Raw genomic sequence first — 25,968 nt, 5'->3', positions numbered from 1 at the left:
AACATTCGTGGCCGCGGTCTTTCTCGTCATTCCGGCGCAGGCCGGAATCCAGTAGCCGTGCGGCCTGAGCGAACATGGTCGCTACTGGATCCCGGCCTTCGCCGGGATGACAGTCTGGATAGGTGGTCGTTATCGGAAATGAAGTCGCCTTCTCGCAATGCTTCGTGCAAGCGGCGCGGGCCTTCATCCTTCGACACCGTCCCCAGATTATTCCGGACAGCAGTGAGCTTTCGCTGGGATGACGGGCAGGCGGCCGAATAACCAGACCATCCCTGCCCGATCAACGCTGGCAGCGCGGGCACCAGAACGTGGAGCGCTGGCCCAGCACCGCCTGCCGGATCGGCGTGCCGCAGACCTTGCACGGCTCGCCCGCGCGGCCGTACACCATCAGCTCGCGGAAGAAATAGCCGGGCGCGCCGTCGGGGGCGAGGAAGTCGCGCAGCGTGGTGCCGCCGCGTTCGATCGCATAGGCGAGGATGCGCTTCACTTCGGCGGCGAGCCGCGCGTAGCGGGCGCGCGACACGCCGCCGGCTTCGCGGCGCGGATCGATGCCGGCGGCGAACAGCGCCTCGCTGGCGTAGATGTTGCCCACGCCCACCACTACCGCGTTGTCCATCAGGAATACCTTCACGGCCGCGCTGCGGCCGCGCGACGTGTGCCACAGCAGGTCGCCGTCGAAGGCGTCGGTGAGCGGTTCCGGCCCCAGCTTCGCCAGCAGTTCGTGGGTCGTGCCGGGCGCCTGCCAGAGCAGGCAGCCGAAGCGGCGCGGATCGGTGAAGCGCAGCACGCGCGGGCCCGCGTGCGCGCCGCGCTCCAGCGCGATGTCCACGTGGTCGTGCGGGCCGAGCGGCGCATCGGGCGGCAGCACGCGCAGCATGCCGCTCATGCCCAGGTGCAGCAGCGCGCTGCCCGCCTGCGTGTGCAGCAGCAGGTATTTCGCGCGGCGCTCCACCGAGTCGATGCGCTGGCCGGGCAGCAGCTCGGCCACCTCGCGCGGGATCGGCCAGCGCAGGTCGGGGCGGCGCAGCGTCACCGTCGTCACGCGCCGGCCGACCACGTGCGGGGCGATGCCGCGGCGGGTGGTTTCGACTTCGGGCAATTCGGGCATCAGTGCAACCCGGCGTCTTGCTGTTTCTGCTGCGGCGCCTGCGGCATGAAGCGCAACGACACCAGCGCCACGCGCCCACCCGCCTGCACGTAGCACTGCGGGCCGGTGGCGGACATCGCGCCGAAGGCGAGCCGTTGGCCGTCCAGGGTGAGCACGGCCTGCGGCGGGGCGAGGCCGATCTTCGCGGCGTCGAAGTCGCCGGCGGCGCGCCACTGCAGCACGGGTGCGGCGGCGGTGGCGGCGAGCGAGTCGAGGTAGCGGTCGTCGGCGCGCTGGCCGTCGTCGCGCCACCAGTGGCCGCCGCGCTTGGCGTAATGCGCGGCGGGCGCGTCGCCAAGCTGCAGCGTCACCTGCGCGATCGCGGCCGGGTCGAGCGCGAGCAGCCGGCCCGGCGCATGGCGTTCGTCGCGTTGCCGTTGCCACAGCGCCAGCGCGACCAGCGCGGTGACGCCGAGCAGCATCAGCAGGCGCGAACGCGCGGCGCGCTTCATGCGCGGCGGCGGCGCCACGCGATCAGGCCGCCGACGATGAGCAGCAGCAGCGGCAGCCCCGCCATGAAGCCGATGGTGACGGCGTTGAGCTCGCCCTGGCCGATGCGCAGCACGCGGTCGGGCACGCCCTCGCGCGGCAGGTTGACGAGCGCGTCGTCGCCCAGCAGCCAGTTGAAGATGCGTTCGCCCAGCGCGCGGTTGCCGCCCTGGCCGAGGTAGGCGTTGGAAAGGAAGTCGCCGTCGCCGACCACCACCGCGCGCTGCTCGCGCTTGTCGGGGCTGGGCGAGAGCCGCGCCAGCGCAAAGCCGAAGTCCAGCGGCCCCTTGAACTCGCCGGCCGCGGCGTCGTAGCGGATCGCCGAGGGGTGCGCGTTGTCGATGGCGTGGAATTCCGTCCAGCTCTGCGCGCTGGAGCGCAGCAGCGGCGTGGCCGTCCAGCCGCCCGCGCCGGTGCGCGCCAGCGCGGCCACCTGCGGGAAGCGCGTGGCGAGCTGGAAGCCCAGCGTGATCGGATTGGCCGGGTACTGCGCCACCGCCAGCAGGCGGGGGTCGTCCAGGCCCAGCGCGCTGCCCGCGCCGTCCACCAGCACGCCGGGCAGCACCTGCACGCCCAGCGCGTCGGCCAGGGCTTTGAGGCCGAGGTCGCCGTTGGCGGGGTCGCGCAGCCACAACAGGTTGCCGCCGTCCTGCACGTAGTCCACCAGCGCCTGCGCCGCACCCGCGGGCAGGGCGGATGTGGGGCTGGCCAGCACCACCAGGTCGGTGCCCTGCGGCACCGCGGCGGCTTGCGCGAAATTCAGCGGCACCGCGCGCAGGCCGCTCTGCGCGAGCTGGCCCATCAGCGTGCCCATGTCCGCGTCGCCCTGGCCCGACGGCAGGCGTTCGCCGTCGCCGGTGACGAAGGCCACGATGCGGTCGTTGCCGCGGATCAGCCGTTGCAGCGCGTTCGTCACGCTGCCTTCGGAGAGTTCCGTCAGCTGCTGCTGGTGGCCGTGGTAATGCAGGATCAGCTCGCCGTTGACGGAAATGCCCAGTTCGCGCATCTGCGCCGGATCCTGCTGCGGATCGACGAAGCGCAACGTGAGGTCGGGCTTGGCCTGCCGGTAACGCTGCAGGAAGCCGGCCACCTGCGCGCGCAGGTCGCCCTGCGGGCTGGCGTAGCTGACGATCTCCACCGGGCCATGCAGCTGCGCCAGCACGGCGCGGCTGCGCGGCGACAGGCTCAGCCGACCGTTCGCCGTCCAGTCGGCAACGTGCGCGTAGCGCGTGCCGAGGAACCCGAGCGCACCCGCGCCGGCCAGCAGCAGCAGGGCGAACAGCCAGCCGTCCAGACGTCTGGAGAGTTTCATCAGCCGCGCTCCTTGTCGGCGGCGAGCCGGCGCGTGGCCAGCGCGAGGCACACCGCGATCAGCAGCACGAACCACAGGATGTCCGCGGTGGAGACGAGGCCGCGCAGCAGATCCTGCTCGTGCGTGCTCATCGCCAGCCAGTTGATGGCGCCGCCGTTGACGCCGGCCACCTGCGCACCGAGGTTCACCGTCCACAGGCCCAGGCCGACCAGCAGGCCGAGCACGGCGGCGATCGCCGGATGCGCGGTGAAGGCGGAGGCCGCCACGGTCAGCGCGGCCAGCGCGGCCAGCATCAGGGCGACGCCCAGCGTGGCGGCGGCCAGCTTGCCCCAGTCCGGCGTGGTGGCGTGCGCCAGCGAGAGCGGCATCGCCAGCACCAGCGCCAGCCACAGCAGCAGCCACAGCAGCAGGGCGAGGTACTTGCCGAGCACGATGCGCGAGGCGGGCACGCCGGCGGCGAACAGCAGCGGCAGCGTGCCGTGGCGGCGCTCGCCGGCCAGCGTGGACATGGCGAGCAGCGGCACCACCAGGAAGGCCAGTTGCGCCATCTGGCCCAGCAGCGGCACGGCCACCAGATCCACGTAGCCGGGGCCGTCCGGCTGCGCGGCGAGCTTGATCTCGCTGGCGAGGAAATCGCCCAGCAGGCGGGTGAAGCACCAGCCCAGCCAGGCCAGGCTCAGCGCCAGCAGCACCCAGGCCAGCGGCTGCACGCGCAGGCGGCGCACTTCGAGGCGGAACATCGCGCGGAGCGTCATGCGGCGCGCGCCGCCGGATTGGCGCCCTGCATGGCGATCTCGAAGAAGCGGCGCTCCAGCGCGGCGTGGTCGTCAGCACGCACCGGGCCGTCGTGATGCAGGCGGCCCTCGTGCAGGATCGCCACGCGGTCGCATACCGCGGTGACTTCGACCAGCACGTGGGTGGACAGGATCACGGCGGTGCCCGCGGCGGCCTGTTCGCGGATCAGCTTGCGCAGCGAGCCCACTTGCACCGGGTCGAGCGCGTTGGCCGGCTCGTCCAGCACCAGCAGCGCGGGACGGTGCAGCAGCGCGCAGGCCAGGCCCAGGCGCTGGCGCTGGCCCTGCGAGAGCGTGCCCGCCAGCCGGCGCGCCAGCGGTTGCAGTTCCAGCCGCTCGACGACGGCTTCGTGCGCCGCGCGCAGTTCGGCAGCGCGCAGGCCGCGCAGGCGGCCGTGGGCGTCCAGGTGCTCGGCCACGGTGAGTTCGGGCCACACCGGTGCGCGTTCGGGCAGCCAGCCGACCAGGCGCCGCGCCAGTTCCGGGCGCTCCAGGAAATCCTCGCCGTCCAGGCGGATCGCGCCGCTGTCCGGGCGCAATGCGCCGGCGATCATCGCCAGCGTGGTGGACTTGCCCGCGCCGTTGACGCCGAGCAGGCCCAGCACCTGGCCGGGCGCCAGCTCCAGGTTCAGATCCTGCACGGCGGCGCGGCCGGCGCGGCGGCGGGCGACGTGGTCGAGTTGCAGCAGGGCGGGTGCGGCGGAGTTGACGGAGGTCATTGCGCGATTGTCGATGCGGCCCCATCTTCAGCACAACCTGCCGCGGTCAAGTATCGGCCTTAACGAAAGTGCAAACCGCGGCCACGTAACATGCTGGCGGGTATGGCAAACCCCGCCTAGACTGCCCCCACATCCACCCGAGTCCCCTCCGATGTCCGATACCGTGCTGAACTTCCTGTCCAGCGGCCTTGCCCATGCCGGCTGGGTCGGCATGCTGGTCTACCTGCTGGTGGTCACCCAGCTCACCATCTTCACGGTGACGCTGTACCTGCACCGCAGCCAGACCCATCGCGGCGTGGATTTCCACCCGGTGCTGGCGCACTTCTTCCGCTTCTGGGGCTGGCTCAGCACCGGCATGGTCACCCGCGAGTGGGTGGCGGTGCACCGCAAGCACCACGCCAAGGTGGAGACCGAGGAAGACCCGCACAGCCCGGTGATCTTCGGCATCAAGAAGGTGTTCTGGGACGGCGTGTCGCTGTACCGCGACGCCTGCGCCTCGAAGGAAGACATGCAGCAGTACGGCCGCGGCACGCCGGACGACTGGGTGGAGCACAAGGTCTACGGCGCGCACCCGTATTGGGGGCCGGCGCTGATGCTGATCATCGACCTCGCGCTGTTCGGCGTGATCGGCGCGGCGATCTGGGCGGTGCAGATGGTGTGGATCCCGTTCTGGGCCGCCGGCTTCGTCAACGGCGTCGGCCACTGGGCCGGCTACCGCAATTTCGAGAGCGCCGACACCTCGCGCAACCTGATCCCCTGGGGCTTCTGGATCGGCGGCGAGGAGCTGCACAACAACCACCACGCCTTCCCCAGCTCGGCCAAGTTCGCGCTGCGCAAGTGGGAGTTCGACATCGGCTGGGCCGCGATCTGCGCCTTCCGCGCCATGGGGCTGGCCAAGGTGCTGCGCGTGGCGCCCACGCTGGACGTGCGCCCCAACGTGCCGCTGCCCGATGCCGAGACGCTGAAGGCCCTGCTCACCCATCGCTTCCTGGCGATGACCGACTACTACCGCAACGTGATCGTGCCCACGCTGCGCGAGGAAGCCGCGCAGGCCGGCGAGAACATCAAGGCCGTGCCGCGCCGCCTGCGCCGCGCGCTGGCCGACGGCGGCCGCTGGCTGGACAGCGACGCCAGCGGCAAGCTGCAGGCCGTGCTGGCCAGGCGCCCGACCCTGAGCACCGTGTGCGACTTCCGCAGCCGCCTCGCCGCCCTGATGGAGCAGCGTGGCGCCGAACAGGCGCTCAAGGGCCTGCAGCAGTGGATCGTCGAGGCCGAGCAGAGCGGCATCCGCGCGCTGCAGGACTTTGCCGCGCGGCTCAAGGGCTACGCGGTCGCCGCCTGATTCGCCGTCGCGCTGCGCCAACGAAAAGCCCGCCATCCGGCGGGCTTTTCGTTGGTATCGAGCCGGCACGGGTTCAGAGCTTGTCCGGCCCCTTGCGCAGCCAGCGGTCGAGCAGGGCCTTCTCGTAGCGCAGGCTGTCGGTGTTGCCGGGGTAACCGCTGTCGGAGAGGAAGGCCGGGTCGCGCAGCTTGCGCGCGCCTTCGCGGATCACTTTGCCGTCGGCGTCGAACAGCTGGAAGCGCAGGTCGATGCGCGGCGGGTAGATGTCCTTGATGATGCGCACGTCGCGCATCGGGTAGGGGCGCCACGGCTCGAAGTTGCCGGCGCGGTCGATGTCGGTGACCACGATGGCCAGGCGCTCGCCGGGCGGCAATATCTTGCCGGCGCGCTTCTCCATGTAGGCCTTCAGGACTTTCAGGTAGTCGTCGTCGCCGACCCGCGGCGACAACGGACGGATCTTCTGCGCCTCGGTGAACTTTTCGGGATGATCGTAGGTGACGGTGACGTTGGTGGGCGTCGGCGTTGCGCTTGTGGCCATCGCGGACGTCCCGAGCAAGGCCAGGGCGGCGAGCAGCACGTGCTGGATGATGCGGCGGTTCATGGCAGTTTCCTCCGGCGAGGGCGATGTCGCCCGGATGTCCACGATAACGCGGCAGCGGCTTCGCGGTGCACGCGGTTTCCCCCGGCGGGCGTCGCATGGCAAGCTCGGTTCATCGTGTATCGGCAAGGATGGACGGGATGGCGCGGCGGGTGGTGGTGCTTGGCGCGACCGGCGTGTTCGGTTCGCGCATCGCGGCGCGGCTGGCGCACGACGAACGCTTCGAGCTGCTGCTGGCGGGGCGCCGCGAGGCGCCGCTGGCGGCCCTGCGCGCGGCCATCGGCGATGCGCGCGTGCGCATCCATGCGCTGGATACGGCGGGCGCGGATTTTCCGGCGGCGCTGGCCGCGCTGGAACCGCAACTGGTGATCCATGCCGCCGGCCCGTTCCAGGGCCAGGACTACCGCGTCGCCGAAACGTGCATGGAGATCGGCAGCGACTACGTCGACCTCGCCGACGGCCGCGATTTCGTCGGCGGCTTTTCGCGGCTCGACGAACGCGCGCGTGCCGCGGGCCGGCTGCTGGTCAGCGGCGCGTCCAGCGTGCCGGCGCTGAGCTCGGCGGCGGTCGATGCGCTGTTGCCGGGGTTCGGTTCGCTGGATTCCATCGAGCACGCGATCAACCCCGGCAACCGCACGCCGCGCGGCGACGCCACGGTGGCGTCCATCCTCGGCTATTGCGGGCGCCCGATCCGCCTCTGGCGCAACGGTCGCTGGGAGTCGGCCCGTGGCTGGATGGACAGCCGGCGGCAATGGTTCCCGTTCGGCCGTCGCCGCGTGGGCGTCTGCGACGTGCCGGATCTGGAACTGTTCCCCGCGCGTTATCCGCAGGCGCGCTCGGTGGTGTTCCGCGCGGGCCTCGAACTGCCGCTGCTGCAATGGGCCACCTGGGGCATGGGCGTGCTGGTGCGGCTGGGCCTGATCCGCGACCTCGCGCGCCACGCGCCCGCGCTGCGGCGCATGAGCGAGTGGTTCGTGCGCTTCGGCTCGGACGTGGGCGGCATGGCGGTGGAATTGCGCGGCACCGACAGGCAGGGCCGGTCCCTGCATCTGTGCTGGTGGCTGGATGCCGACGCGGGCGACGGCCCGCAGGTGCCGGTGACTCCGGCGATCGTGCTCGCGCGCCGGTGGGCGGACGGCCTGGTGGACGCCAAGGGCGCCATGCCGTGCATGGGCCTGCTCACGCTGGAACAGATCGTCGAAGGCTTCGACGGCTTCGCGTTGCGCACCGGCGTGGAGACGATGCCGCTTTAGTCGATGAAGCGCCATGCCTGTTCCGGCTCGGGCAGGCGGCATTGCGCGCGGCGGCCGAACAGGCGGTAGCGGTGGCGGGCGATCCAGCGGTAGGCGGGGTCGCGCAGGCGGCGCGGGATCGCGCGCAGCATCGCGCTGGCCGCGCGCCACGGCCCGCCCAACTGACCCAGCACGTGGGCGATGGCGTCCGTGTCGCCGTAGCCCTGTCCTTGCTCGACCAGCAGGAACGACACCGGGTCGTCCGGCGATAACCCATGCGCGATCAGCAGGGCGCGGCCGTGTTGCCCCTGCATGGCTGCCAGCCGGAAGCGGCCGGCGCGGTCGTGGCGCAGGATGAAATCCACCCAGCGGCTGCACAGCACGCATACGCCGTCGAACACGATGACGGGATGGTCGTCCTCAGGCGACACGGTCGATCTCCAGCCAGCCGCGATAGGCGACGAGCCGGCCGAGCAGCGGCAGGCGCACGTCGATGTCGAAGGCGTAGCGCCCGTCGCGCACGCCGCTGCGCGACAGCACCCTGCCGCAGAGGGCGCGCGGCAGCGGCAGGCCGAGCAGGCGCACGCCTCGCAGTTGCCAATCGATGGCGTCGCCGTCGCGGCGCAGGGCGAAGCGCAGGGTCGCGGGGCCGAGGCGTTCGCGCAGCAGGCCATCGTTGCCCGCGCGCAGCGTGGAGCACATGCGGCCGCGGAGGAACTGGCGGCTCCAGCATTCGTGGGTGGGGTGGCGTTCGATGGTGACCGTGATGGGTTGCGCGGGGCCGGGTTCGGGCAGGGAGAGCAGGCGGCGCAGCAGGCGGGCGGGGAGGTGGGTTGCGCCGGCGACGTCGGCTTGGCCGGTGGCGTGGATCGCGTGGCCTTCGGCGTGCATGTGTTGCACGGCGGGGGCGAGTTGCGACCAGTCGGCTGGGGCAAGCAACGTGCGGAACAGGGCGGTGCTCGATGGCATGGGAGCCATCTTCGTTGGGGTGGTTGGATGGGGCAAGAAAAAACCCGCCTTGCGGCGGGTTTTCGAGTACCTCACTGGATCCCGGCTTTCGCCGGGATGACGCAACGGCAGAGGCGTTCGCGCGGTGCGCGAACGCGCCGTTGCGTCACTTGATCTTGCCTTCCTTGTAGATCACGTGCTTGCGCACGACCGGATCGTACTTCTTGAACTCGAACTTTTCCGGCGTGTTCTTCTTGTTCTTCTGCGTGGTGTAGAAGTGGCCGGTACCGGCCGAAGAAATCAGGCGGATCTTGTCGTTTGCACCCTTAGCCATGACTGTTCTCCTTAGACCTTCTCACCGCGGGCACGCAGCTCGGCGATCACGGCCTCGATGCCCTTCTTGTCGATGGTGCGCAGCGCGTGGTTGGAAACGCGCAGCTTGACCCAGCGGTTCTCGCTGGCGACCCAGAAGCGACGCTCGTGCAGGTTCGGCAGCCAGCGACGGCGGGTCTTGTTGTTCGCGTGCGAGACGTTGTTGCCGGTCTGCACACCCTTCTTGGTGACTTGGCAAATGCGGGCCATGATGAGCTCCGTAATGTTCTGTTGACCGCCCGTTGGCCAGGGCGACATCGGCCCAGCGGCGCCAGGCGCCACGCGATGCTGGAGGGTGTTGCGCTTGCTTCGCCGTGAGGCCCGCATCGCGTGGCGGACTCCCCGAACGGGTCGGGTCGGCGGTGATGAGCCGCGCATTATCCAGCAAAAACAGGCCCGTGCGCAATCCGCCGGGCCGGCCGCGGGTGCATGCGGCCGGCAGGTATGAAACAATCGGCCTCTTTTGACGCCAGACAGACCGAGGATTCCCATGGCAGAAGTCGCCACCAACGGCCAGGCCAGCGCGCAGGGCAACCCGCCGCAGCTGGTGCTGCAGAAGATCTACGTGAAGGACGTGTCCTTCGAGGTGCCGGGCGCGCCGCAGATCTTCCAGGAGTTCAACGGCGAGCCCGAGCAGGCCACGCCGCAGGTGCAGCTGAACCTCGGCCACAAGGCCATGGATCTGGGCAACGACCTGTACGAAGTGGTGCTCAGCGTCACGCTCACCTGCACGCTGGGCGAGCGCACCGCCTACCTGGCCGAGGTGGAGCAGGCCGGCCTGTTCGGCATCGCCGGCTTCGGCGCCGACGAGCTGGCCGGCGTGATCGGCAGCTACTGCCCCAACCTACTGTTCCCGTACGCGCGCCAGGTGATCTCCTCGATGGTGCTGGAAGGCGGCTTCCCGCCGTTCCTGCTGCAGCCGATCAACTTCGACGCGCTGTACGCCGAGCAGATGCGCCGCATGGCCACCGGCGGCGACGCACCGGCCCAGCTCAACAGCTGAGCCCGCGCATGACGCAACATCCCACCCTGGCGGTACTCGGTGCCGGTTCCTGGGGCACCGCGCTGGCCGCGCTGACGGCGCGCAACGGCGTGCCCACGCGGCTGTGGGGCCGCGATCCGGACGCGCTGGCGGCGATGGCCGCCGCGCGTTGCAACCAGCGCTACCTGCCGGGCATCGAGCTGCCGGCGGCGCTGGGCTACGAGCCCGATCTGGCCACCGCCGTGCAGGGCGCCGACGTGGTGCTGCTGGTGGTGCCCAGCCACGCCTTCGCCGCGATGCTGGACGACGTGGCGCCGCTGCTGGCGCCCGGCGCCACGCTGGCTTGGGCCACCAAGGGCTTCGAGCCGGGCACCGGGCGCCTGCTGCACGAGCTGGTGGCGCAGCGCCTGCCGGGTCATCCGGCGGCGGTGATCACCGGCCCCTCGTTCGCCAAGGAAGTGGCGGCCGGCCTGCCCAGCGCGGTCACCGTGCATTCGGAAGACGCCGCCTGCGCGCAGCGCGTCGCCAATCTGCTGCACGCGCCCAACCTGCGTGCCTACACCGGCGGCGACATGCTGGGCGCGGAACTCGGCGGCGCGATGAAGAACGTGCTGGCCGTGGCCACCGGCATCGCCGACGGCATGGCGCTGGGCCTCAATGCCCGCGCCGGCCTGATCACGCGCGGCATGAACGAGATGCTGCGCCTGGGCGTGGCGCTGGGTGCGCGGCCGGAGACGCTGATCGGCCTGTCCGGCCTCGGCGACCTGGTACTCACCTGCACCGGTGACCTCTCGCGCAACCGCCGGCTGGGCCTGGCGCTGGGCAAGGGCATCGCCATCGACGAGGCGGTGCGCCAGATCGGCCAGGTGGTGGAGAGCGTGCTCGCCGCCGACGAGGTGGCGCGGCTGGCCGACCAGCACGCGCTGGACCTGCCGATCAGCGCCAGCGTGCGCGCGGTGCTGCACGGCGAAGTCACGCCTGCCGAAGGCCTGAAGATGCTGATGGCGCGCGAGCAGAAGCCCGAATACCCGCACGGCCTGTTCGGCAACGCCTGAATCTTCACCCGCAGGTGCGCAACCTCGTGTGCGGTCGCTTGTGCCCGTCATTCCGGCGCAGTCCGGAATCCAGTGGCGAGCACGCTCGTTCAAGCCATGCCGCTCCGGATGACTCGCTGCACTCGTCCCTTTGAGGCCACCCTGCGGGCGTTCTACGCGCTTCGCGCTTGTCCGGCCCGCGCCGGAATGACGGGCAAGTCCGTATCTGCCCGACGCGCCGAGTCATCGCGCGCGGGATGACTCCAGCGCACGATCTGCCTGCTAAGCTCGGCGTTTTGGTCGTCGCCACGGGGCGCATGCGCATGCAGCAACCGGACGGGAAACCACGCGCCGCGCCGGCAGGCAGCCTGCCGCCGACCTGGCGGCACCTGCTGGAGACGCCCAGGGCGTCGGCCGGCGGCGAACCCGTCGTGCTCGGCTTCTTCCTCGAGGTGATGCCGGACGAAGGCGCCGCCGCGGCGCATCTCGACGTGGCGCCGGTGCTGCTGGCGGTGGCCGAGCACGGCCGTTACGCGCGCCCCACACCCCTGGACGGCCATCTGCTGGTGCAGGCGCCGCTGCCGCCGCACGAGCAGCGCCTCGCCGCCGCCGTGCTCGGCCTGCCGCAGAGCCAGCGCAAGGGCCGCAACTACGCGCGGCTGGGCGGCCACGTCGGCGACGGCCTGCTGGTCGAGCTGCTGGATACCGCGCCCTGTTTCCTGGGCGGCCTGGCCGGGTTGCGGCTGTCGCGCGGCCGCGCGCATCCGCTCAACTGGCACTGGCAACTGGAGCCGGACGGCAGCCAGCGCCTGTTGCCGCAACTGCCGCACAGCCAGCGCCTGCTGCGCATCGACGGCCTGTGGTACCTCGACGCCGAGCACGCCACGCTGGGCCACCTGGAAGCCGCGCCCGAGGAAACCGCGTGGCTGGATCTGCCACCGCTCAAGCACGACTACGGCCACAGCCTCGCCGCCGCCTTGCCGGGCAGCCGGCTGGCCGCACGCATCCCGCCGCCGCAGGTGTTCGCCGAGCTGCATCGCGCCGAGCTGGCGCCCAAGCCGGTGCTGACCCTGCATGCGCTGACCCGCCACGCGCGCCTCGCCGCCGGCACGCCGCCGCTGGCGTGGGCGCGGCTCTCCTTCGACTACGCCGGCGAGCGTTTGCCGGGCCGCGGCGGCGAGCCGCTGGTGCGCCGTGTGCGCAACGGCCAGCTGGTGGAGATCGTGCGCCGCCGCGCGGAGGAGCTCGCCACCATGGAGCACCTCGAACGCGCCGGCCTCACCCCCGCCGTGGACACCGAGGGATTGCCCTGGGACATGGCCGACACCTTGCCCGACGACGCCTGGCTGTTCCCCGGCACCGGCCACGCCGGCGCGCTGGAAGTGAACACGCCCGCGCGCTGGCTGGCGCTGCGCCCCAAGCTGGAAGCCGACGGCTTCGTGCTGGAGTACGCGCCCAGCTTCCCGTTCGAGGTGCTGGAAGGCCCGGTGCGCTGGTACGGCCAGGCGGCGGAGGACGCCGACGACCACGCCTTCGACCTGGAAATCGGCATCGAGCTGGAAGGCAAGCGCCACAACCTGCTGCCCGCGGTGGCGCAGGCGCTGGCCGACCACCAGCTCAACCTCAGCCCCGCGCCGAACGAGCCGGAAGACGCCGTGTGGTACGCGCCGGTGGACGAGCGCCGCCGCGTGCCGGTGCGGCTCAAGGAACTGCGCGGCCTGCTGGCGCCGCTGGCCGAATACCTGGAGAAGCCGCGCAACAAGTTGCACCTGCCGCGCGTGCAGGCGGGACGGCTGGACGAACTGGCGCAGGCGCTGCCCAGCGACGGCGAACTGGAAGCGCCTGAGACGCTGCGCGGCTTCACCACGCGCCTGCGCGATGCCGCCGAGCGCGCCAGCGACGCCTTGCCCGCCGGCCTCACCGTGGAACTGCGCCCCTACCAGCGCGAAGGCCTGCGCTGGTTGAACGCGCTGGCCGAAGCCGGCGTGGGCGGCGTGCTCGCCGACGACATGGGCCTGGGCAAGACCCTGCAGCTCATCACCCACCTGCTGGCGCTGAAGGAACACGGCGCGCTCAACCAGCCTGCGCTGGTGGTGGTGCCCACCAGCCTGATCCCGAACTGGCAGGCCGAGATCGCGCGCTTCGCGCCCGCGCTCAAGGTACTCACCCTGCACGGCCCGCAGCGCGCCGACGCGTTCGCCCAGCTCGGCGCGCAGGACATCGTGCTCACCAGCTACGCGCTGCTGCCGCGCGACGTGGTGCCGTTGCGCAAGCAAGCGTTCGCACTCACCGTGCTGGACGAGGCGCAGCAGGTGAAGAACCCGCGCACGCAGGCGCGCCGCGCCCTGCTCAGCCTGCGCACGCGCCGCCACGTCTGCCTCACCGGCACGCCGCTGGAAAACCACCTGGGCGAACTGTGGTCGCAGGTGGATCTTGCCGTGCCCGGCCTGCTCGGCGACGAGAACGCGTTCCGTCGCTACTACCGCGTGCCGATCGAGAAGCAGCGCGACGAGGAATGCCAGCAGCGCCTCAACCGCCGCCTCGCGCCCTTCATCCTCCGCCGCACCAAGGCGCAGGTGGCATCGGAGCTTCCGCCCAAGACCGAGATCACCCGCCGCGTGGTGCTGGAAGGCCGCCAGCGCGAACTCTACGAAGGCCTGCGCCTGTCGCTGGCCGAGGAACTGCGCGAGGTGATCGCCCAGCGCGGCATCCAGCACTCCGGCATCGTGGTGCTGGACGCGCTGCTCAAGCTGCGCCAGGTCTGCTGCGATCCGCGGCTGGTGAAGCTGGAGGCCGCGCGCGGCGTGCAGGGCTCGGCCAAGTTCGAGCTGCTGATGGACATGCTGCCGCCGCTGCTGGACGAAGGCCGCAAGGTGCTGCTGTTCTCGCAGTTCACCGGCATGCTCAAGCTGATCGCGCATGAGCTGGATCGACGCCGAATCCCCTACGTCACCCTCACTGGCGAGACGCGCGACCGCGCCACGCCGGTGCAGCAGTTCCAGCAGGGCGAGGTGCCGCTGTTCCTGCTCTCGCTGAAAGCCGGCGGCGTGGGCCTCAACCTCACCGCCGCCGACACCGTGATCCACTACGACCCGTGGTGGAACCCCGCCGCCGAGGCGCAGGCCAGCGACCGCGCGCACCGCATCGGCCAGGACAAGCCGGTGTTCGTGTTCCGCCTGATCACCGCCGGCACGGTGGAAGAGCGCATCGAGGAACTGAAGGCGCGCAAGGCCGAACTCGCCGAAGCCGTGCTCGAAGGCGGTGGCAGCCGCGAGAAGCTCAGCTTCGACCAGGACGACCTGGACGCGTTGCTGGCGCCGGGTTAGCGCCCACGGATCACACTCGCGAAACATGGACAGCCTGGGGCCGCATTGCGGCCCTTTTGCTTGCGGCGGCGGAAGCGTGGCTGCCTTGACGCATGAAAATCATACGACGTACGATTATGGTTGTCGTCCGGTTATGGCGCCACGATGAAAAACGCGAGGCAGACTTCCGATCCCGCAGTCGGCAGGCCGCGAAAGCGGCAGCGCACGGCTTCGCATCTCGCCGAAGTCGCCTTCGGGCTGTTCGAGGAGCACGGCTACGAGGCGGTCACGATGGAGCAGGTCGCGGCCGCGGCGGATGTGGCGAAAGCCACGCTGTACAGCCATTTCCCGATGAAGGAGGCGCTGGTCGCGCACCGGCTCAAGGACGAGATCGTCGAGGGCATGGCCGCGCTCGCCGGGCGGCTGGCGGCGCACCGCAGCTTCGTGTCGCGCATGCGCTTCCTGCTGCGCGAGTCCGCCGCCTGGCACGTGGCGAAGCGCGCCTACCTGCCGCATTACCTGCGCTATCTGCACAGCATCGCCGACTCCGCCGCGGGCAAGGCAATCCAGGACGCCGGCAGCACGGCGACGTTGAACGCCCTGGCCACGATGTTCCATGCCGCCCAGCAAAGCGGCGAGGTGGCCAAGACCCTTCCCGCCGAAAAGCTGGCCTGGTCGCTGCAGTACCTGCTGTACGGCGCGGTCACGCACTGGCTGTTCCATCCCGAAACCGACCTGACGAAGGCATTCCTGCAGGCGTTCGGGCTGCTGATGGATGGCGCTGCGGCGGATGGGCCGGCTTCCACCCGCAAGGCAGGCAAGGGGAGAAACCGATGACGTCGCAACAGGACGCGATCCGGCCATGGCCCCTCGGCCTGCCGCTGCTGCGGGACATTCGCCGCGACCCGCTCGGCTTCGCCGCGCGCCTGCATGCGCGGCACGGGGACGCGGTGAGGCTGAAGGTGCTGTCCACCGATGTCCATTACCTGTTCCGGCCGGAAGCGGCGCGGCAGGTGCTGGTGAACCACCAGGACGATTTCGCGAAGGATCAGCGCACGCTGGACGTCATGCAGTCGGTGCATGGCGCGAACGTGATCACGACGGAAGGCGCCATATGGGAGCGCCAGCGCCGGATGCTTGCGCCTGCCTTCGCGCCGAAACGCATCGCGGCCTGCGCGGCATCGATGGCCGCGGCGGCGGACGAGTGCGCCAGCCGCGACCTGCCGGCCGAAGCTGGCGCCAGCGCCGTCGTCGACGTGGATGGGCTGACCACCCGCATCACCATGGACGTGATCCTGCGGGCGCTGTTTTCCTACCGGTACAAGCCGGAAGAAGCCGCCGCCGTGTCCACGGCCGTCCGCGCGTTGTCGCGGCAGTTGATGCGGGAGTTCTTCTGGCCGCTGCGGCCGGTGGCGTGGCTGCCGTATCCGGGCCGCGCGGAAAAGGCGCGCAACCTGGCCGTGATCCACGACCTGATCCGCGCGCGGATCGAAGCGCGCAGGCGCGACGTGGCCGATGGCGCGGACGCGGGAGAGGACATCCTGGGGCTGATGCTGGCGGCGCGCGACGAGCAGGCCGGGACATCGCAGGCGGCGCTGGGCGACGCGGAAATCCTCGACAACTGCGTCGGCCTGTTCGGCGCCGGGCACGACACCTCGGCAACGGCGCTGACCTGGTGGATCGGGCTGATGGCCGCACACCCGGACATCGCCGCGCAGGTGCGCGACGAAGTGCGCGAGCTGCCGGAAGACCATGTCGCGGCGGCGAAGGATATCGCGGAAGCGCGCCTGCTCAACGCCACGATCAAGGAAACCATGCGCCTGTACCCGCCCTCGGCGGCGACGTTCACGCGGCGTGCGTTGCGCGACGTGGAACTGGACGGCCGGATGATCGCCAAGGGCGCGCTGGTCATCATCCCCATCTGGAACCTGCATCACGACGAGCGCTGGTTTCCGGAGCCCGAAGCGTTCCGTCCGGGACGCTTCCTGCCGGGCGCGCCGGCTCTGCCGCGCAGCGCCTTCATGCCGTTCGGCACCGGCCCGCATTTCTGCCTCGGGCAGCAGTTCGCCACGGTGGAGATGGCCTTGATCGCGGCGCGGCTGATCCGCCGCCACGACTTCTCGCTCGACCGCGGCAGTACCTTGCCTGCCCCCGTGGTGGATCTGGTGCTGAAGCCGCGAGAGCGCTTGCGGGTGCGCTTCACCCGCCTCGCCTAGTCCGTTCCGGGCGACGTCTTGCGCTGTGGCATCAGGTGTCGCGCCCGCGCCTGTCGATGGCGGGCGGCCCCGCGTTCAGGTCGTCCGCGAAGCGGCGCATCAGGCGCACCAGTGCGTCGATGTCACGCGCATCCCAGTTCCTGAAGATGGCGCGGCCCATCCGCGCCCGTGCCTTGTCGATCATGCCGGTCATCGCCTTGCCCTTCGGCGCGATCGCGACCATGCGCACGCGGCGGTCGGCGGGGTTCTGCTGGCGCCGCACCAGTTCCAGTTCCTCCAGCCGCGCAACCTGGCGGCTGACCGTGGTGTGGTCGCGGCCCACGCGGTCGGCCAGTTCCACGACGCCCATGGGGCCGAACTTGCCGATGACGACCAGCAGCGGAAACAGCGCGCGGTCGAGCGGGATGCCGGCTGCGCGGATCAGCACTTCGTCGCGCTGGGGCCGGTTCATCGCCGCGACGATGTCCAGCACTGCGCCGTGCAGATCATGCAAGCGCGCATCGATATGTGTATTTTGCAGATTTCTTGACGGCATCGTCAGTCCCGGATAATGTGTGCATTATGCACATGATTGAACGGGAGAAAAACCGATGAAAGCCGCCATCGTCTGCGGCGCCGGGCAGGCGCCGGTCTACGGGGATTTCGAGGAGCCGGTGGCTGCCGCCGGCGAGCACCGCATCGCGGTTGCCGCGTCCGCGGTCAGCCGTGTGGTGAAGGGCCGCGCCGCGGGCACGCATTACAGCTCGTCGGGCCGCTTCCCGTTCGTGGTCGGCATCGACGGCACGGGGCGGCTGGACGACGGCCGCCGCGTGTACTTCGTCATGCCGCGCGCGCCGCACGGCAGCATGGCGGAACGCACGGTGGTGCCGGCGCGGAACTGCATCGTGCTGCCCGACACGCTCGACGACGTCCGCGCCGCCGCGCTCGCCAATCCCGGCATGTCGTCGTGGGTGGCGCTGGTGGAACGCGCCCGGCTCAAGGCGGGGGAAACCGTGCTGGTCAACGGCGCCACCGGTACCTCGGGCCGCCTCGCGGTGCGGATCGCCAGGCACCTGGGCGCGGGCAGGGTCATCGCGACCGGCCGCCGCGCCGAGGTGCTGGAAACGCTGGGCGCGGATGCGACGATCCAGCTGACCGCGGATCAGGATGCGCTGGAGCGGCGCTTCAGGGAGCGGTTCGCCGAAGGCGTGGACGTCGTGCTCGATTACCTGTGGGGCGACAGCGCCGCCTGCCTGCTGCGCGCCGGCGCCAAGGCCGGCGTGGAGGCGGTGCCGATCCGCTTCGTGCAGATCGGCGCGCTGAGCGGCACGGAGATCGCCTTGCCCGCGGCGGTGCTGCGCTCGTCGGCGATCGAGCTGATGGGCAGCGGCATCGGCAGCGTGCCTTTCGGTCGCATGGTGGAGTGCATCGGCGAGTTGCTGCGGGCGGCCGTGCCAGCGGGCTTCGAGGTCGAGGTCACCCCGACCCCGCTGGCGGAATTCGAGCGCGCCTGGGCCAGCGACGACAGCACGCGGCGCACCGTGTTCACCGTCTAGGCCAGCAAGGGAGTCCTCCGGCTCTGCCGGGGAGGCCGTGGAAGTCTGACGTATGCGAGAGCCCACGATGCGCATCGCGCCGGCGATCCCGATTCATCTGCCTTGAGCGGCTCGCACAACTGAAGTCCCCGGCTTTGCCAGGGGATACTTACATTAACCAAGGGCGGTGCGACTGTTGGCTCACGCTCTTCATCCTCCGCCGCACCAAGGTGCAGGTAGCCGCCGAGCTGCCGCCGCTGTTCGACGAAGGCCGCAAGGTGCTGCTGTTCTCGCAGTTCGCCGGCATGCTCAAGCTGATCGCGCACGAGCTGGAGCGCAGGCGCATCCCCTATGTCATTCTCACCGGCGAAACGCGCGACCGCGCCACGCCGGTGCGGCAGTTCCAGCAGGGCGAGGTGCCGCTGTTCCTGCTCTCGCTCAAGGCCGGCGGCGTGGGCCTCAACCTCACCGCTGCCGACACCGTGATCCACTACGACCCGTGGTGGAACCCCGCCGCCGAGGCGCAGGCCAGCGACCGCGCGTGCCGCGTCGGCCAACACGACCGGGGCGCGCTGCTGGCGCCTGATTGAGTTCAATCAAAACGATTGGTGCAGGATGCTGGAGTCAGGGTGGACAGCCAGCATTAATTAATAATTGAACTTGATGAAGCATTTGCCTTGTGGTATGACTGCCAGGCGATCAGCTTGATCGCATACATGGAGCAATACGCATGAAGCCCACTTACGTTCTTTTTGCAACACTTGCTACTCTGTCCGCATTGGCAATAAGCGCTGTTGTAACTGCTGCGCCAACGAATGAAATAGATACTGTCTTTTATTCAAATGCGAGTAAAACCACTGTAGTTGGTGAATCTGTGCTTTTCTGTACAGGAAGGCACAGTAGCTGGGGCACCTCAACTCCATACAGGGACGTCAGTACCATGCCTTGTTCGGGGGGTGGCCCGTGCAGCCCAGTTGGTTGCGAGAGTATGTCGGCCTCGCCTAGCCCTAGTGCAAGAGACCGGTAAGTACGGTTCGAAGTAGGCCTCACGAGGCCAAAGAGGCGCAGGCGTATTAGCCTGCGCCTTTCTGCGTCATACGAATGGTATGGCGTATATCTTTCTTTCAGAAAGATACTGTGGCGGTAATCTTTATTTACTATTAATGATTTTCACCGATAAAAAATAAATGGTTACTTCTTGCTTATGGAGCGCATACGATGATTCGCATGGAGGCGGTAAGTCGACGCTACCGTGTTGGTGGGCAAACCATCGCGGCGCTGGATGGCGTGAGCTTTGAAGTTCCAGCAGGTCAGTTCGCTGCCATCGTGGGGCCGTCCGGTTCGGGCAAGTCCACCCTGCTCAACATGCTGGGTTGTCTCGACCGCCCCGATCACGGGCACTACCTGCTCGACGGTGTCGACGTTTCCACCTTCGACGACGAACGCGCCAGCGATTTCCGCAACCGGCGCATCGGCTTCGTGTTCCAGGCCTTCCACCTGCTGCCCCGGCTGAGCGTGCTGGAAAACACGCTGCTGCCGCGCCGTTTCCTGCGCGGATCGGACGAAGGGCTGGAGGAACGCGCGCGCATGCTGCTCGCCCGCATGGGGCTGGAACGTCACCTGGCGCATCGGCCCGGCCAGCTTTCCGGAGGCCAGATGCAGCGCGTGGCGATCGCCCGCGCCATGCTGATGAAGCCCGCGCTGCTGCTGGCCGACGAGCCCACCGGCAACCTGGATTCGAAAAGCGCCGCCGACGTGCTGGCCCTGCTTGCGGAGGTGCATGCCGAGGGCCAGACCGTCGTGATGGTCACCCACGACGCCGATGTCGCCGCGCGTGCGCAGCGGCAGATCGGCTTGCGCGACGGAAGGATCGAGCATGATTCGGCGGCCTGAGGCATGGGCGCTGCTGCTCGCCCTGGTGCCGGCGGCGGCCGGTGCCGTGGTGTTCAGCGGGGAAGTGCAGGTGGACGGCACGCAGGGTATCTACACGCCGCCGTCGCTCAGCTCGCCAGTGGTACTGCGCTATTACGTGGCCGAGGGCACGCGGGTGCGCAAAGGCGACGAACTGCTGCGCATCGATGCCGGGCAGGCCGAGAGCCAGCTGCGCACGCTGCAGGCACAGATCGAGCAGAGCGGGGCGAAGAGCGCCAAGGAAATCGCCGAACTCGAGCTCAAGCAGGTCGATGCGGAACTGGCGCTGGCCGATGCGCAGGCCGAGCGCGACACGGCGGCGGTGGACGCCGCCATTCCCAAGGCCTTGATCTCCGCGCTCAACTACGACCGCTACCAGGGCGAGATGCGGCGCACCGAACAGGCGCTGGCGCTGAAGAGGACCGAGGCGGAGCAGGCCGCCGCCGCAGTGGTGCGGCGGCGTGAGGACGGCGCGCTGGAACTGCGCAAGCAGCAGCTGTCCCTCGGTTTCTACCAGGATCAGGTGGCGCGGGCCGTGGTGCGGGCCGAGCGCGACGGCACGGTGGTGCACGGCTTCGACGAACTGTTCGGCGCCGGCAACCGCTACGAGGAAGGCTCGTCCAGCTACCCGGGCACGCGAGTCGGCGAGGTGGTGGGCGCGGGCAACGGCTACAGTGTGCGTGGCTGGGTGCTGGAGCCGGACAGCGCCGGCCTGCGCATCGGCATGCCGGTGCGCCTGCACTTCGATGCCCTGCCGGGCCATGACGCGGTCGGCAGCATCCGCACCGTCGCGGCGGCGCCTTCCAGCAAGAGCGCCTGGGGCGACGGCCGTTACGTGGAAGTCGGCGTGAGCCTGCCGGCCGACCTGCACTTGCCGTTGCTGCAGGGCATGAGCGTGCGCCTGGACAGCGACATCGACGATCCCGGCGACCGCGAACCGGCGACGCCGCCGGTTCGCGGCAAGCCCTTGCAGGTGGATGGCGAGATCTATGCCCGGAGCAGCACGGCGATCTCGCCGCCCGCGGTGGACGGCCTCTGGCAGATGACGGTGACCCAGATGGCGGGCGACGGCACCCGGGTGAAGAAGGGCGCGCCGGTGGTGGTGTTCGACGCCACCCAGGTGGCGAAGAACCTGACCACCAAGCAGGGCCAGCTCGACGAAAAGCGGCGCAAGCAGGAGCAGTTGCGACTGGATCTGGCCGACCGCACACGCGAGGCCGAGCTTGCCACCGCGCAGGCCAAGGCGGAGATGGACAAGGCCGAGCGCAAGGCCAACCAGCCCAAGGAGTACATCGCGCGGGTGGACTACAGCAAGCTGGTGATTGCGCGCGTCAAGGCCGAGCGTCGCTACGCCCTGACCGAGCAGCGTGCCCGCGTGGCGGCTGCCGAACGGGCCGCCGAACAGCACATGGCCGACGCGGAGGTGGCCCAGCTCGATGCGGAGGTGGCCAAGCTGAAGGCCGCGATGGCCTCGCTCACGGTAGCCGCGCCGCGCGACGGCATCGTGCTGCACCAGAGCAGCTTCGGCGGCGGCAAGGTCGATGTCGGCTCGCAGATCTGGATGGGCCAGTCGGTGGCGCAGATACCGGATCTCTCGACCCTGGCGGTGCGTGCGGCCCTGCCCGAGCGCGACCTCGATCGCGCACGGCTCGGCGAACGGGTGCGCGTGGTGCTTTCCGGCGGCGGCGAACGCGGCCTGGATGGCCGCGTCGTCGAGATCGGCAGCACCGTGCACAGCCGCTCGCGGGTGGATGCGGTGCCGGTGATCGACCTGGTGGTGGCGCTGGACGGGAAACCGGCCGGGCTCAAGCCGGGCCAGGCGGTGCAGGTCGACATTCCCGCAACCGGGGAGGCTGGGCGATGAAGATGCGTGCTGCTTGCCTGCTCGGCCTGCTGCCCCTGCTGGGTGCCTGCCACCATGCGGACACGGGCGACCTTGCGCTGGAACGGGCGCAGCCCGGGCCGCTGCGCTTCATCGTGCACGGCGAGGGTGATTTGCGTTCGACCCATCCGACGCCGCTGCTGGTGCCGGGCACGCAATGGACTTCGCGCCAGCTGAGCTGGGTGCTTCCGGACGGCAGCCGGGTGGCGAAGGGCGAGCTGGTCGCCCGTTTCTCGGCCGAACAGAGCAAGCAGGATCTCGCCGAGGCGAGGATCGACCTGGAGCGCAACACGCTGGAGCGTGCGGGCAAGCAGGCCGAACTGGCGGACAAGCGCGGCCAGCTTGGCATCGACCTCGTCCAGGTGGAGACGCAGCACGCGATTGCCGAGCGCTACGCGAATGCACCGCTGGAGGCGATGGCGCGCAACGACATCCTCGACGCGGTGCAGGATACGCACTACCTGGAAGTGCGCCAGCACATCCTGCAGTGGCGCGAGAACCAGTCGGTCGCGCGCGGCAAGGCGGAGCTGGCCGTGCTCGACGCCCAGCGCAGCAACTACATCCTCGTCGAGACACAGAAGCAGGGCGACCTCGATGCGCTGGAACTGCGCGCGCCGCATGCCGGCGTGCTGATGCTGGAACGCAACTGGGCACAGCAGCTACCGCAGGTGGGCAGCAATCTCTACGCTGGCGACAGCTTCGCCAGCCTGCCCGACCTTGATGCACTGGAAGTGGAGTTGTTCGTACCGCAGATCGAGGCCCAGGGCATCCGCGTGGGCGACGTCGTGGAACTGCATCGCTGGGGCGTGCCGACGCAGCAAGCCACCAGCAAGGTCGACTGGGTGGCCGCGGCCGCGCAGCCGCGCAGCCGGGACAACCCGGTGAAGTATCTCGCCGTGAAGGCCAGCGTGCCGGTTGACGTGGCGCACCGTTATGGCTGGGTGCCCGGCCAGCGCTTCGACGCCAGCATCGTGCTGCTGCAGGCCGACGGTTTCAGCGTGCCAAACCTTGCGCTGAACCAGGATGGCGATGCGGCTTCGGTGCAGGTGCTGGCCGGCGGCCGCCGGCTGACCCGCAAGCTCACGCTCGGCGTGCGTGGCGCCAGCCGCACCCAGGTGCTGGCCGGCCTGCAGGCGGGCGACCAGGTGCTGCTCGGGGCGGCTGCGTCGAAGGAGGCGAAATGATCGCCGCAAGCTGGCGCGAAGCCGTCGAGGAACTGTCGCGGCGCAAGCTGCGTACCCTGCTCACCCTGCTCGGCATGATCTTCGGCGTCGGCGCGATCGTCGCCATGCAGGGCGTGGGCGAAGGCAGCCGGCGCGAGGCACTGAAGCTGGTGGAAAGCCTGGGCCTGCACAACCTGATCGTCGAGGCCAAGCCGCTCGATGGCGACGCCCTCAAGGAAACGCGCATGCGCAGCCTGGGGCTCACCGTGGCCGACGCACGCGCCGCGCTTGACCTGGTGCCTTCGGCCGAGCGCTACGCCGCCGAAAAACGGGTCAAGCACTGGGCCGAGTTCAGCGGCGAAGGGCAGGCCGATGCCGAAGTCAGCGGCGTCAGCCCGGACTATTTTCCGCTCGCCTCGCTGCATGTGGCCTCGGGGCGGGAGCTGACCGCGCATGACGATGCCACGCTGGCCGCGGTAGCCGTGCTGGGTCATCAGGCTGCTCACGAATTGTTTCCCGATGGCAACGCGCTGGGGCGCCTGCTCAAGGTCAACCAGGTCTGGCTGCGCGTGGTCGGCGTGCTGGCCGACCGCGACCTGGGCCAGGACAAGTTCGAGGGCGTGGCGCTGGACGCCGACAGTAACCGCATCTTCGTGCCGCTGGCCAGCGCGCGGGCGCGCTTCCGCTTCCAGCCGATGGAGGACGAGATCGATCGTTTCCTGCTGCAACTGAAGAACCCGGCCGGACTCTCCGCCGGCGTGCGTGTGCTGGATGCGCTGCTCGACCAGCGCCATGCCGGCGCCGCCGACTACCGGCTGGTGGTGCCGCAGCAGTTGTACCGGCAGAACCAGAAGACGCAGCGCATCTTCGGCGTGGTGATGGGCTCGATCGCCGGCGTCAGCCTGCTGGTCGGCGGCATCGGCATCATGAACATCATGCTGGCCAGCGTGCTTGAGCGGCGCCGCGAGATCGGCCTGCTGCGCGCGATCGGCGCGCGGCGGCAGGACATCGTGCAACGCTTCCTGCGCGAGGCGCTGGTGATCTGCGTCGCGGGCGCACTGATCGGCGTGGCGTTCGGCGCGGTGCTGGCCTACGCCATCGCCGCCTTCGCTGGCTGGCAGGTGGCCTGGGCCCCGCTGGGGGTGCTCGCGTCGGTGCTGGTCTGCGTGTCGATCGGCCTGGGCTTCAGCATCTATCCCGCGCGCCAGGCGGCGGCGCTCGATCCGATCGCGGCGATCCGCGACGAGTGAGGCGGCCTGGGTTTCAGGCGCACGCCGCCGGGCAGCAGGATTCCAGAAGGCGCGCGCCAGGCCGTGGCGCCGCTGTTGCGGTCGCCCACGGAGGCACTGCCGACCTCGGGGTGCTCAGGCGCTGGCCGCACGCATGGCGCCTGCCTGCGGACGCCTGCGGTATTCGTCGCACAGCCGCTCGACCAGGGCGCGGTGATCCGGCAGGTCGTCCAGCGCCTGCATGGCCGCCTGCCGGATCATGGCGAATTCCCGGCTCGCCTCGACGCCGCGCGGGTAGGCGCTGCGCACGGGTTCGAGGTCGGTTTCGAACTCCATGCCGTAGAGCATGTACTGCCAGCTGGACACCAGGAACATTTCCAGGTCGCCGACGAAGTCGAGCCGGTGCGGCGGTCGGCGCCGCCATTGCGCCAGCTTGTCCTGCAGGCTTTGCGGGATGCTGGCGGGGTCGGCGTTGTCGATCCAGAAGGCCGAGTCGCGCCGCTGGCTCAGGCAGTAGTGCATCTTGATGAAATCGACGATGCGCTCGTAGCGCGCGGACATCATCGCGTTGAAGTGGCGCGCGGCGCGCTCCATGTCGTCGCGGTCGCCGGGCAGCAGGTGGGTGAGCAGGTAAGCGGCCAGTTCGACCAGTGCGATGCCGGTGGATTCCAGCGGTTCCATGAAGCCGCCGGACAGCCCCACCGCCACGCAGTTGCCGCGCCAGGCTTCCGGGCGGTAGCCGTTGTCGAAGCGGATGTGGGTGACGTCCTGGCCGTCGGCGGCGCGGCCCAGGTAGCGGCGAAAGGTTTCCTCGGCGCGCGTCGCGTCGACGTGCCGCGAGGAATACACGTAGCCGACGCCGCGCCGCTGCTGCAGGCCGATGTCCCAGACCCAGCCGGATTCCTGCGCGGTGCACAGGGTGAACGAGGGGATGGGCGCATCGGGGCGCGGGTAGGGCGCCTGCATGGCGACCGCGCGGTCGGTGAACAGCACGTCGCTGCAGCTGCGGTACGGCGAATGCAGCGCTTCGCCGATCAGGCTGGCGCGCATGCCGGTGCAGTCCACGTAGAGGTCGGCTTCCAGCTCACCGAGTTCGGTGGTGACCAACTTGGCGATGTCGCCGTGGTCGTCCAGCACGGTGCGCTCCACCGTCGCCACGTGCCGCTGGATGCCCAGCGCCTGCTGGCCGTGCTCGGCCAGCAGCATGGCGAAGCGGCCGGCGTCGAACTGGTAGGCGTGGTTCATCGGCCCCTGGTAATCGGGATCGCGCGCGCGCTTAGGTGCGCGCGAGCGGTCGACCACCAGGCTCTGCATGGTCACCGCGTCGGCGAAGCCCAGGCCGGCGGGAGCCGCGCCCAGCAGCCAGTACGGCAGCAGCTCGGGGCCGCCAGGACGCTGGCTGGGCACGCTGAAGGGGTGGAAGAAATGTTCCTTGCCGGGTGTGCCGGGCGGCCGCACCCAGTGGCGGAAGCGGATGCCCTGCTTGTAGGTGGCGCAGGTCTCGACCAGGAAGCGGCGCTCGTCGAGGCCGATGGCCGACAGGGTGCCGCGGATCGAGGGGAAGGTGGATTCGCCGAAGCCGATCAGGCCGATGCGGTCGGATTCCACCAGGTGCACCTGCACGCTGGCCGGGTTGGCGGCATTCACCGCCTTGGCCAGGTAGCAGGCGGTCAGCCAGCCGGCGGTGCCGCCGCCCACCACGAGTACCTTGCGCAGGCGCTTCATGGACACTCCTTGGAAGAAACGCCGGGCTCCGGTCGGAGCCCGGCAAAAGCCATC

The 25,968-nt window shown here is 69.9% G+C and carries 25 protein-coding genes and 1 pseudogene; 14 read left to right on the top strand and 12 right to left on the bottom strand.

Annotation, left to right across the window (positions count from 1 at the left end):
* Window positions 1–280: 280 nt before the first annotated feature.
* Genes mutM through ACZ5Z2_RS16515 form a run of 5 tightly spaced genes read right to left on the bottom strand, consistent with a single transcriptional unit; the run spans window position 281 to window position 4,461 of the window.
* Window positions 281–1,108, bottom strand: coding sequence for a bifunctional DNA-formamidopyrimidine glycosylase/DNA-(apurinic or apyrimidinic site) lyase (gene mutM, locus ACZ5Z2_RS16535; RefSeq protein ID WP_464759657.1), 828 nt, complete (start codon window positions 1,106–1,108; stop codon window positions 281–283).
* Window positions 1,108–1,599 (bottom strand): hypothetical protein, encoded by a 492-nt coding sequence (locus ACZ5Z2_RS16530; RefSeq protein WP_464759656.1) that lies wholly within the window; start codon window positions 1,597–1,599, stop codon window positions 1,108–1,110. The genes mutM and ACZ5Z2_RS16530 overlap by 1 nt, the downstream gene beginning before the upstream one ends.
* Window positions 1,596–2,948 (bottom strand): GldG family protein, encoded by a 1,353-nt coding sequence (locus tag ACZ5Z2_RS16525; RefSeq protein WP_464759655.1) that lies wholly within the window; start codon window positions 2,946–2,948, stop codon window positions 1,596–1,598. Before ACZ5Z2_RS16525 ends, ACZ5Z2_RS16530 begins: the two co-directional genes overlap by 4 nt.
* Window positions 2,948–3,703 carry an ABC transporter permease gene (locus ACZ5Z2_RS16520; RefSeq protein ID WP_464759654.1) on the bottom strand — a complete coding sequence of 252 codons (756 nt, stop codon included), beginning with the start codon at window positions 3,701–3,703 and terminating at the stop codon, window positions 2,948–2,950. Before ACZ5Z2_RS16520 ends, ACZ5Z2_RS16525 begins: the two co-directional genes overlap by 1 nt.
* Window positions 3,700–4,461 (bottom strand): ABC transporter ATP-binding protein, encoded by a 762-nt coding sequence (locus tag ACZ5Z2_RS16515; RefSeq protein ID WP_464759653.1) that lies wholly within the window; start codon window positions 4,459–4,461, stop codon window positions 3,700–3,702. The genes ACZ5Z2_RS16520 and ACZ5Z2_RS16515 overlap by 4 nt, the downstream gene beginning before the upstream one ends.
* Window positions 4,462–4,612: 151 nt before the next feature.
* Here ACZ5Z2_RS16515 and ACZ5Z2_RS16510 point away from each other — a divergent pair, with 151 nt between their 5' ends.
* A complete protein-coding gene (locus ACZ5Z2_RS16510; RefSeq protein ID WP_464759652.1) occupies window positions 4,613–5,803 on the top strand; it encodes a DesA family fatty acid desaturase in 1,191 nt (396 codons plus the stop codon).
* Between the two features lie 73 nt (window positions 5,804–5,876).
* On the opposite strand, the gene ACZ5Z2_RS16505 is transcribed toward ACZ5Z2_RS16510, so the two are convergent.
* Complete coding sequence (locus ACZ5Z2_RS16505; RefSeq protein ID WP_464759651.1) at window positions 5,877–6,404, bottom strand: DUF3016 domain-containing protein; 528 nt, start codon at window positions 6,402–6,404, stop codon at window positions 5,877–5,879.
* A gap of 137 nt (window positions 6,405–6,541) precedes the next feature.
* Between ACZ5Z2_RS16505 and ACZ5Z2_RS16500 the strand changes: the two genes are divergently transcribed.
* Window positions 6,542–7,654 (top strand): saccharopine dehydrogenase family protein, encoded by a 1,113-nt coding sequence (locus ACZ5Z2_RS16500; RefSeq protein ID WP_464759650.1) that lies wholly within the window; start codon window positions 6,542–6,544, stop codon window positions 7,652–7,654.
* Here the strand turns inward: ACZ5Z2_RS16500 and ACZ5Z2_RS16495 are convergent.
* From ACZ5Z2_RS16495 to rpmB, 4 genes are all read right to left on the bottom strand, one after another.
* Window positions 7,651–8,088, bottom strand: coding sequence for a thiol-disulfide oxidoreductase DCC family protein (locus ACZ5Z2_RS16495; protein ID WP_464761732.1), 438 nt, complete (start codon window positions 8,086–8,088; stop codon window positions 7,651–7,653). The two genes, ACZ5Z2_RS16500 and ACZ5Z2_RS16495, sit on opposite strands and share 4 nt — an antisense overlap.
* Window positions 8,054–8,602, bottom strand: coding sequence for a DUF4166 domain-containing protein (locus ACZ5Z2_RS16490; protein ID WP_464759649.1), 549 nt, complete (start codon window positions 8,600–8,602; stop codon window positions 8,054–8,056). The genes ACZ5Z2_RS16495 and ACZ5Z2_RS16490 overlap by 35 nt, the downstream gene beginning before the upstream one ends.
* Window positions 8,603–8,747: 145 nt before the next feature.
* On the bottom strand, window positions 8,748–8,915 hold the full coding sequence (rpmG, locus tag ACZ5Z2_RS16485) for a 50S ribosomal protein L33 (protein WP_181303365.1): 168 nt from the start codon (window positions 8,913–8,915) through the stop codon (window positions 8,748–8,750).
* 11 nt (window positions 8,916–8,926) lie between these two features.
* Window positions 8,927–9,163: a 50S ribosomal protein L28 gene (gene rpmB, locus ACZ5Z2_RS16480; RefSeq protein ID WP_192107688.1), complete on the bottom strand. Its 237-nt coding sequence runs from the start codon at window positions 9,161–9,163 to the stop codon at window positions 8,927–8,929.
* Between the two features lie 280 nt (window positions 9,164–9,443).
* Here rpmB and secB point away from each other — a divergent pair, with 280 nt between their 5' ends.
* The 5 genes from secB (at window position 9,444) to ACZ5Z2_RS16455 (ending at window position 16,490) form a co-directional block, all read left to right on the top strand.
* Entirely contained in the window at window positions 9,444–9,956 is a 513-nt protein-coding gene (secB, locus tag ACZ5Z2_RS16475) for a protein-export chaperone SecB (RefSeq protein WP_464759648.1), read from the top strand.
* A gap of 8 nt (window positions 9,957–9,964) precedes the next feature.
* The gene (locus tag ACZ5Z2_RS16470) at window positions 9,965–10,990 is read left to right on the top strand and encodes an NAD(P)H-dependent glycerol-3-phosphate dehydrogenase (RefSeq protein ID WP_464759647.1); all 1,026 of its coding nucleotides are present in this window, start codon (window positions 9,965–9,967) and stop codon (window positions 10,988–10,990) included.
* Window positions 10,991–11,292: 302 nt separating this feature from the next.
* Window positions 11,293–14,295: a DEAD/DEAH box helicase gene (locus ACZ5Z2_RS16465; protein WP_464759646.1), complete on the top strand. Its 3,003-nt coding sequence runs from the start codon at window positions 11,293–11,295 to the stop codon at window positions 14,293–14,295.
* 144 nt (window positions 14,296–14,439) lie between these two features.
* Window positions 14,440–15,111 carry a TetR/AcrR family transcriptional regulator gene (locus ACZ5Z2_RS16460; RefSeq protein WP_464759645.1) on the top strand — a complete coding sequence of 224 codons (672 nt, stop codon included), beginning with the start codon at window positions 14,440–14,442 and terminating at the stop codon, window positions 15,109–15,111.
* The gene (locus ACZ5Z2_RS16455; RefSeq protein ID WP_464759644.1) at window positions 15,108–16,490 is read left to right on the top strand and encodes a cytochrome P450; all 1,383 of its coding nucleotides are present in this window, start codon (window positions 15,108–15,110) and stop codon (window positions 16,488–16,490) included. Before ACZ5Z2_RS16460 ends, ACZ5Z2_RS16455 begins: the two co-directional genes overlap by 4 nt.
* Before the next feature lie 31 nt (window positions 16,491–16,521).
* Here ACZ5Z2_RS16455 and ACZ5Z2_RS16450 read toward each other — a convergent pair whose 3' ends face one another.
* On the bottom strand, window positions 16,522–16,983 hold the full coding sequence (locus ACZ5Z2_RS16450; protein WP_464759643.1) for a MarR family winged helix-turn-helix transcriptional regulator: 462 nt from the start codon (window positions 16,981–16,983) through the stop codon (window positions 16,522–16,524).
* A gap of 97 nt (window positions 16,984–17,080) precedes the next feature.
* On the opposite strand from ACZ5Z2_RS16450, the gene ACZ5Z2_RS16445 reads away from it, so the two are divergent.
* The 7 genes and pseudogenes from ACZ5Z2_RS16445 to ACZ5Z2_RS16415 all read left to right on the top strand — a co-directional run bounded on the left by ACZ5Z2_RS16445 (window position 17,081) and on the right by ACZ5Z2_RS16415 (window position 24,210).
* Complete coding sequence (locus tag ACZ5Z2_RS16445) at window positions 17,081–18,025, top strand: quinone oxidoreductase family protein (protein ID WP_464759642.1); 945 nt, start codon at window positions 17,081–17,083, stop codon at window positions 18,023–18,025.
* 227 nt (window positions 18,026–18,252) lie between these two features.
* Window positions 18,253–18,561 (top strand): annotated as a pseudogene (locus ACZ5Z2_RS16440) (C-terminal helicase domain-containing protein); the annotation flags it as partial.
* A gap of 173 nt (window positions 18,562–18,734) precedes the next feature.
* A complete protein-coding gene (locus ACZ5Z2_RS16435; RefSeq protein ID WP_464759641.1) occupies window positions 18,735–19,031 on the top strand; it encodes a DUF6289 family protein in 297 nt (98 codons plus the stop codon).
* Between the two features lie 191 nt (window positions 19,032–19,222).
* Window positions 19,223–19,897: an ABC transporter ATP-binding protein gene (locus tag ACZ5Z2_RS16430; protein ID WP_464759640.1), complete on the top strand. Its 675-nt coding sequence runs from the start codon at window positions 19,223–19,225 to the stop codon at window positions 19,895–19,897.
* Complete coding sequence (locus ACZ5Z2_RS16425; protein ID WP_464759639.1) at window positions 19,881–21,779, top strand: HlyD family secretion protein; 1,899 nt, start codon at window positions 19,881–19,883, stop codon at window positions 21,777–21,779. Before ACZ5Z2_RS16430 ends, ACZ5Z2_RS16425 begins: the two co-directional genes overlap by 17 nt.
* Entirely contained in the window at window positions 21,776–22,981 is a 1,206-nt protein-coding gene (locus ACZ5Z2_RS16420) for an efflux RND transporter periplasmic adaptor subunit (protein WP_464759638.1), read from the top strand. The genes ACZ5Z2_RS16425 and ACZ5Z2_RS16420 overlap by 4 nt, the downstream gene beginning before the upstream one ends.
* Complete coding sequence (locus ACZ5Z2_RS16415) at window positions 22,978–24,210, top strand: ABC transporter permease (RefSeq protein ID WP_464759637.1); 1,233 nt, start codon at window positions 22,978–22,980, stop codon at window positions 24,208–24,210. The genes ACZ5Z2_RS16420 and ACZ5Z2_RS16415 overlap by 4 nt, the downstream gene beginning before the upstream one ends.
* 114 nt (window positions 24,211–24,324) lie before the next feature.
* On the opposite strand, the gene ACZ5Z2_RS16410 is transcribed toward ACZ5Z2_RS16415, so the two are convergent.
* Entirely contained in the window at window positions 24,325–25,914 is a 1,590-nt protein-coding gene (locus ACZ5Z2_RS16410) for a tryptophan halogenase family protein (RefSeq protein WP_464759636.1), read from the bottom strand.
* Window positions 25,915–25,968 lie beyond the last annotated feature (54 nt).

The organism is Rhodanobacter sp. G1 (genome assembly GCF_055397855.1).
The sequence above is the reverse complement of the archived record's forward strand: the minus strand, read 5'-3'. Positions and strand labels throughout refer to the sequence as shown.

Excerpts from the sequence above, each read along its gene's own strand:
- mutM (WP_464759657.1), bottom strand. The coding sequence starts at position 1,108 with ATGCCCGAATTGCCCGAAGTCGAAACCACCCGCCGCGGCATCGCCCCG.
- ACZ5Z2_RS16530 (WP_464759656.1), bottom strand. The coding sequence starts at position 1,599 with ATGAAGCGCGCCGCGCGTTCGCGCCTGCTGATGCTGCTCGGCGTCACC.
- ACZ5Z2_RS16525 (WP_464759655.1), bottom strand. The coding sequence starts at position 2,948 with ATGAAACTCTCCAGACGTCTGGACGGCTGGCTGTTCGCCCTGCTGCTG.
- ACZ5Z2_RS16520 (WP_464759654.1), bottom strand. The coding sequence starts at position 3,703 with ATGACGCTCCGCGCGATGTTCCGCCTCGAAGTGCGCCGCCTGCGCGTG.
- ACZ5Z2_RS16515 (WP_464759653.1), bottom strand. The coding sequence starts at position 4,461 with ATGACCTCCGTCAACTCCGCCGCACCCGCCCTGCTGCAACTCGACCAC.
- ACZ5Z2_RS16510 (WP_464759652.1), top strand. The coding sequence starts at position 4,613 with ATGTCCGATACCGTGCTGAACTTCCTGTCCAGCGGCCTTGCCCATGCC.
- ACZ5Z2_RS16505 (WP_464759651.1), bottom strand. The coding sequence starts at position 6,404 with ATGAACCGCCGCATCATCCAGCACGTGCTGCTCGCCGCCCTGGCCTTG.
- ACZ5Z2_RS16500 (WP_464759650.1), top strand. The coding sequence starts at position 6,542 with ATGGCGCGGCGGGTGGTGGTGCTTGGCGCGACCGGCGTGTTCGGTTCG.
- ACZ5Z2_RS16490 (WP_464759649.1), bottom strand. The coding sequence starts at position 8,602 with ATGCCATCGAGCACCGCCCTGTTCCGCACGTTGCTTGCCCCAGCCGAC.
- rpmG (WP_181303365.1), bottom strand. The coding sequence starts at position 8,915 with ATGGCTAAGGGTGCAAACGACAAGATCCGCCTGATTTCTTCGGCCGGT.
- rpmB (WP_192107688.1), bottom strand. The coding sequence starts at position 9,163 with ATGGCCCGCATTTGCCAAGTCACCAAGAAGGGTGTGCAGACCGGCAAC.
- secB (WP_464759648.1), top strand. The coding sequence starts at position 9,444 with ATGGCAGAAGTCGCCACCAACGGCCAGGCCAGCGCGCAGGGCAACCCG.
- ACZ5Z2_RS16470 (WP_464759647.1), top strand. The coding sequence starts at position 9,965 with ATGACGCAACATCCCACCCTGGCGGTACTCGGTGCCGGTTCCTGGGGC.
- ACZ5Z2_RS16465 (WP_464759646.1), top strand. The coding sequence starts at position 11,293 with ATGCAGCAACCGGACGGGAAACCACGCGCCGCGCCGGCAGGCAGCCTG.
- ACZ5Z2_RS16460 (WP_464759645.1), top strand. The coding sequence starts at position 14,440 with ATGAAAAACGCGAGGCAGACTTCCGATCCCGCAGTCGGCAGGCCGCGA.
- ACZ5Z2_RS16455 (WP_464759644.1), top strand. The coding sequence starts at position 15,108 with ATGACGTCGCAACAGGACGCGATCCGGCCATGGCCCCTCGGCCTGCCG.
- ACZ5Z2_RS16445 (WP_464759642.1), top strand. The coding sequence starts at position 17,081 with ATGAAAGCCGCCATCGTCTGCGGCGCCGGGCAGGCGCCGGTCTACGGG.
- ACZ5Z2_RS16435 (WP_464759641.1), top strand. The coding sequence starts at position 18,735 with ATGAAGCCCACTTACGTTCTTTTTGCAACACTTGCTACTCTGTCCGCA.
- ACZ5Z2_RS16430 (WP_464759640.1), top strand. The coding sequence starts at position 19,223 with ATGATTCGCATGGAGGCGGTAAGTCGACGCTACCGTGTTGGTGGGCAA.
- ACZ5Z2_RS16425 (WP_464759639.1), top strand. The coding sequence starts at position 19,881 with ATGATTCGGCGGCCTGAGGCATGGGCGCTGCTGCTCGCCCTGGTGCCG.
- ACZ5Z2_RS16420 (WP_464759638.1), top strand. The coding sequence starts at position 21,776 with ATGAAGATGCGTGCTGCTTGCCTGCTCGGCCTGCTGCCCCTGCTGGGT.
- ACZ5Z2_RS16415 (WP_464759637.1), top strand. The coding sequence starts at position 22,978 with ATGATCGCCGCAAGCTGGCGCGAAGCCGTCGAGGAACTGTCGCGGCGC.
- ACZ5Z2_RS16410 (WP_464759636.1), bottom strand. The coding sequence starts at position 25,914 with ATGAAGCGCCTGCGCAAGGTACTCGTGGTGGGCGGCGGCACCGCCGGC.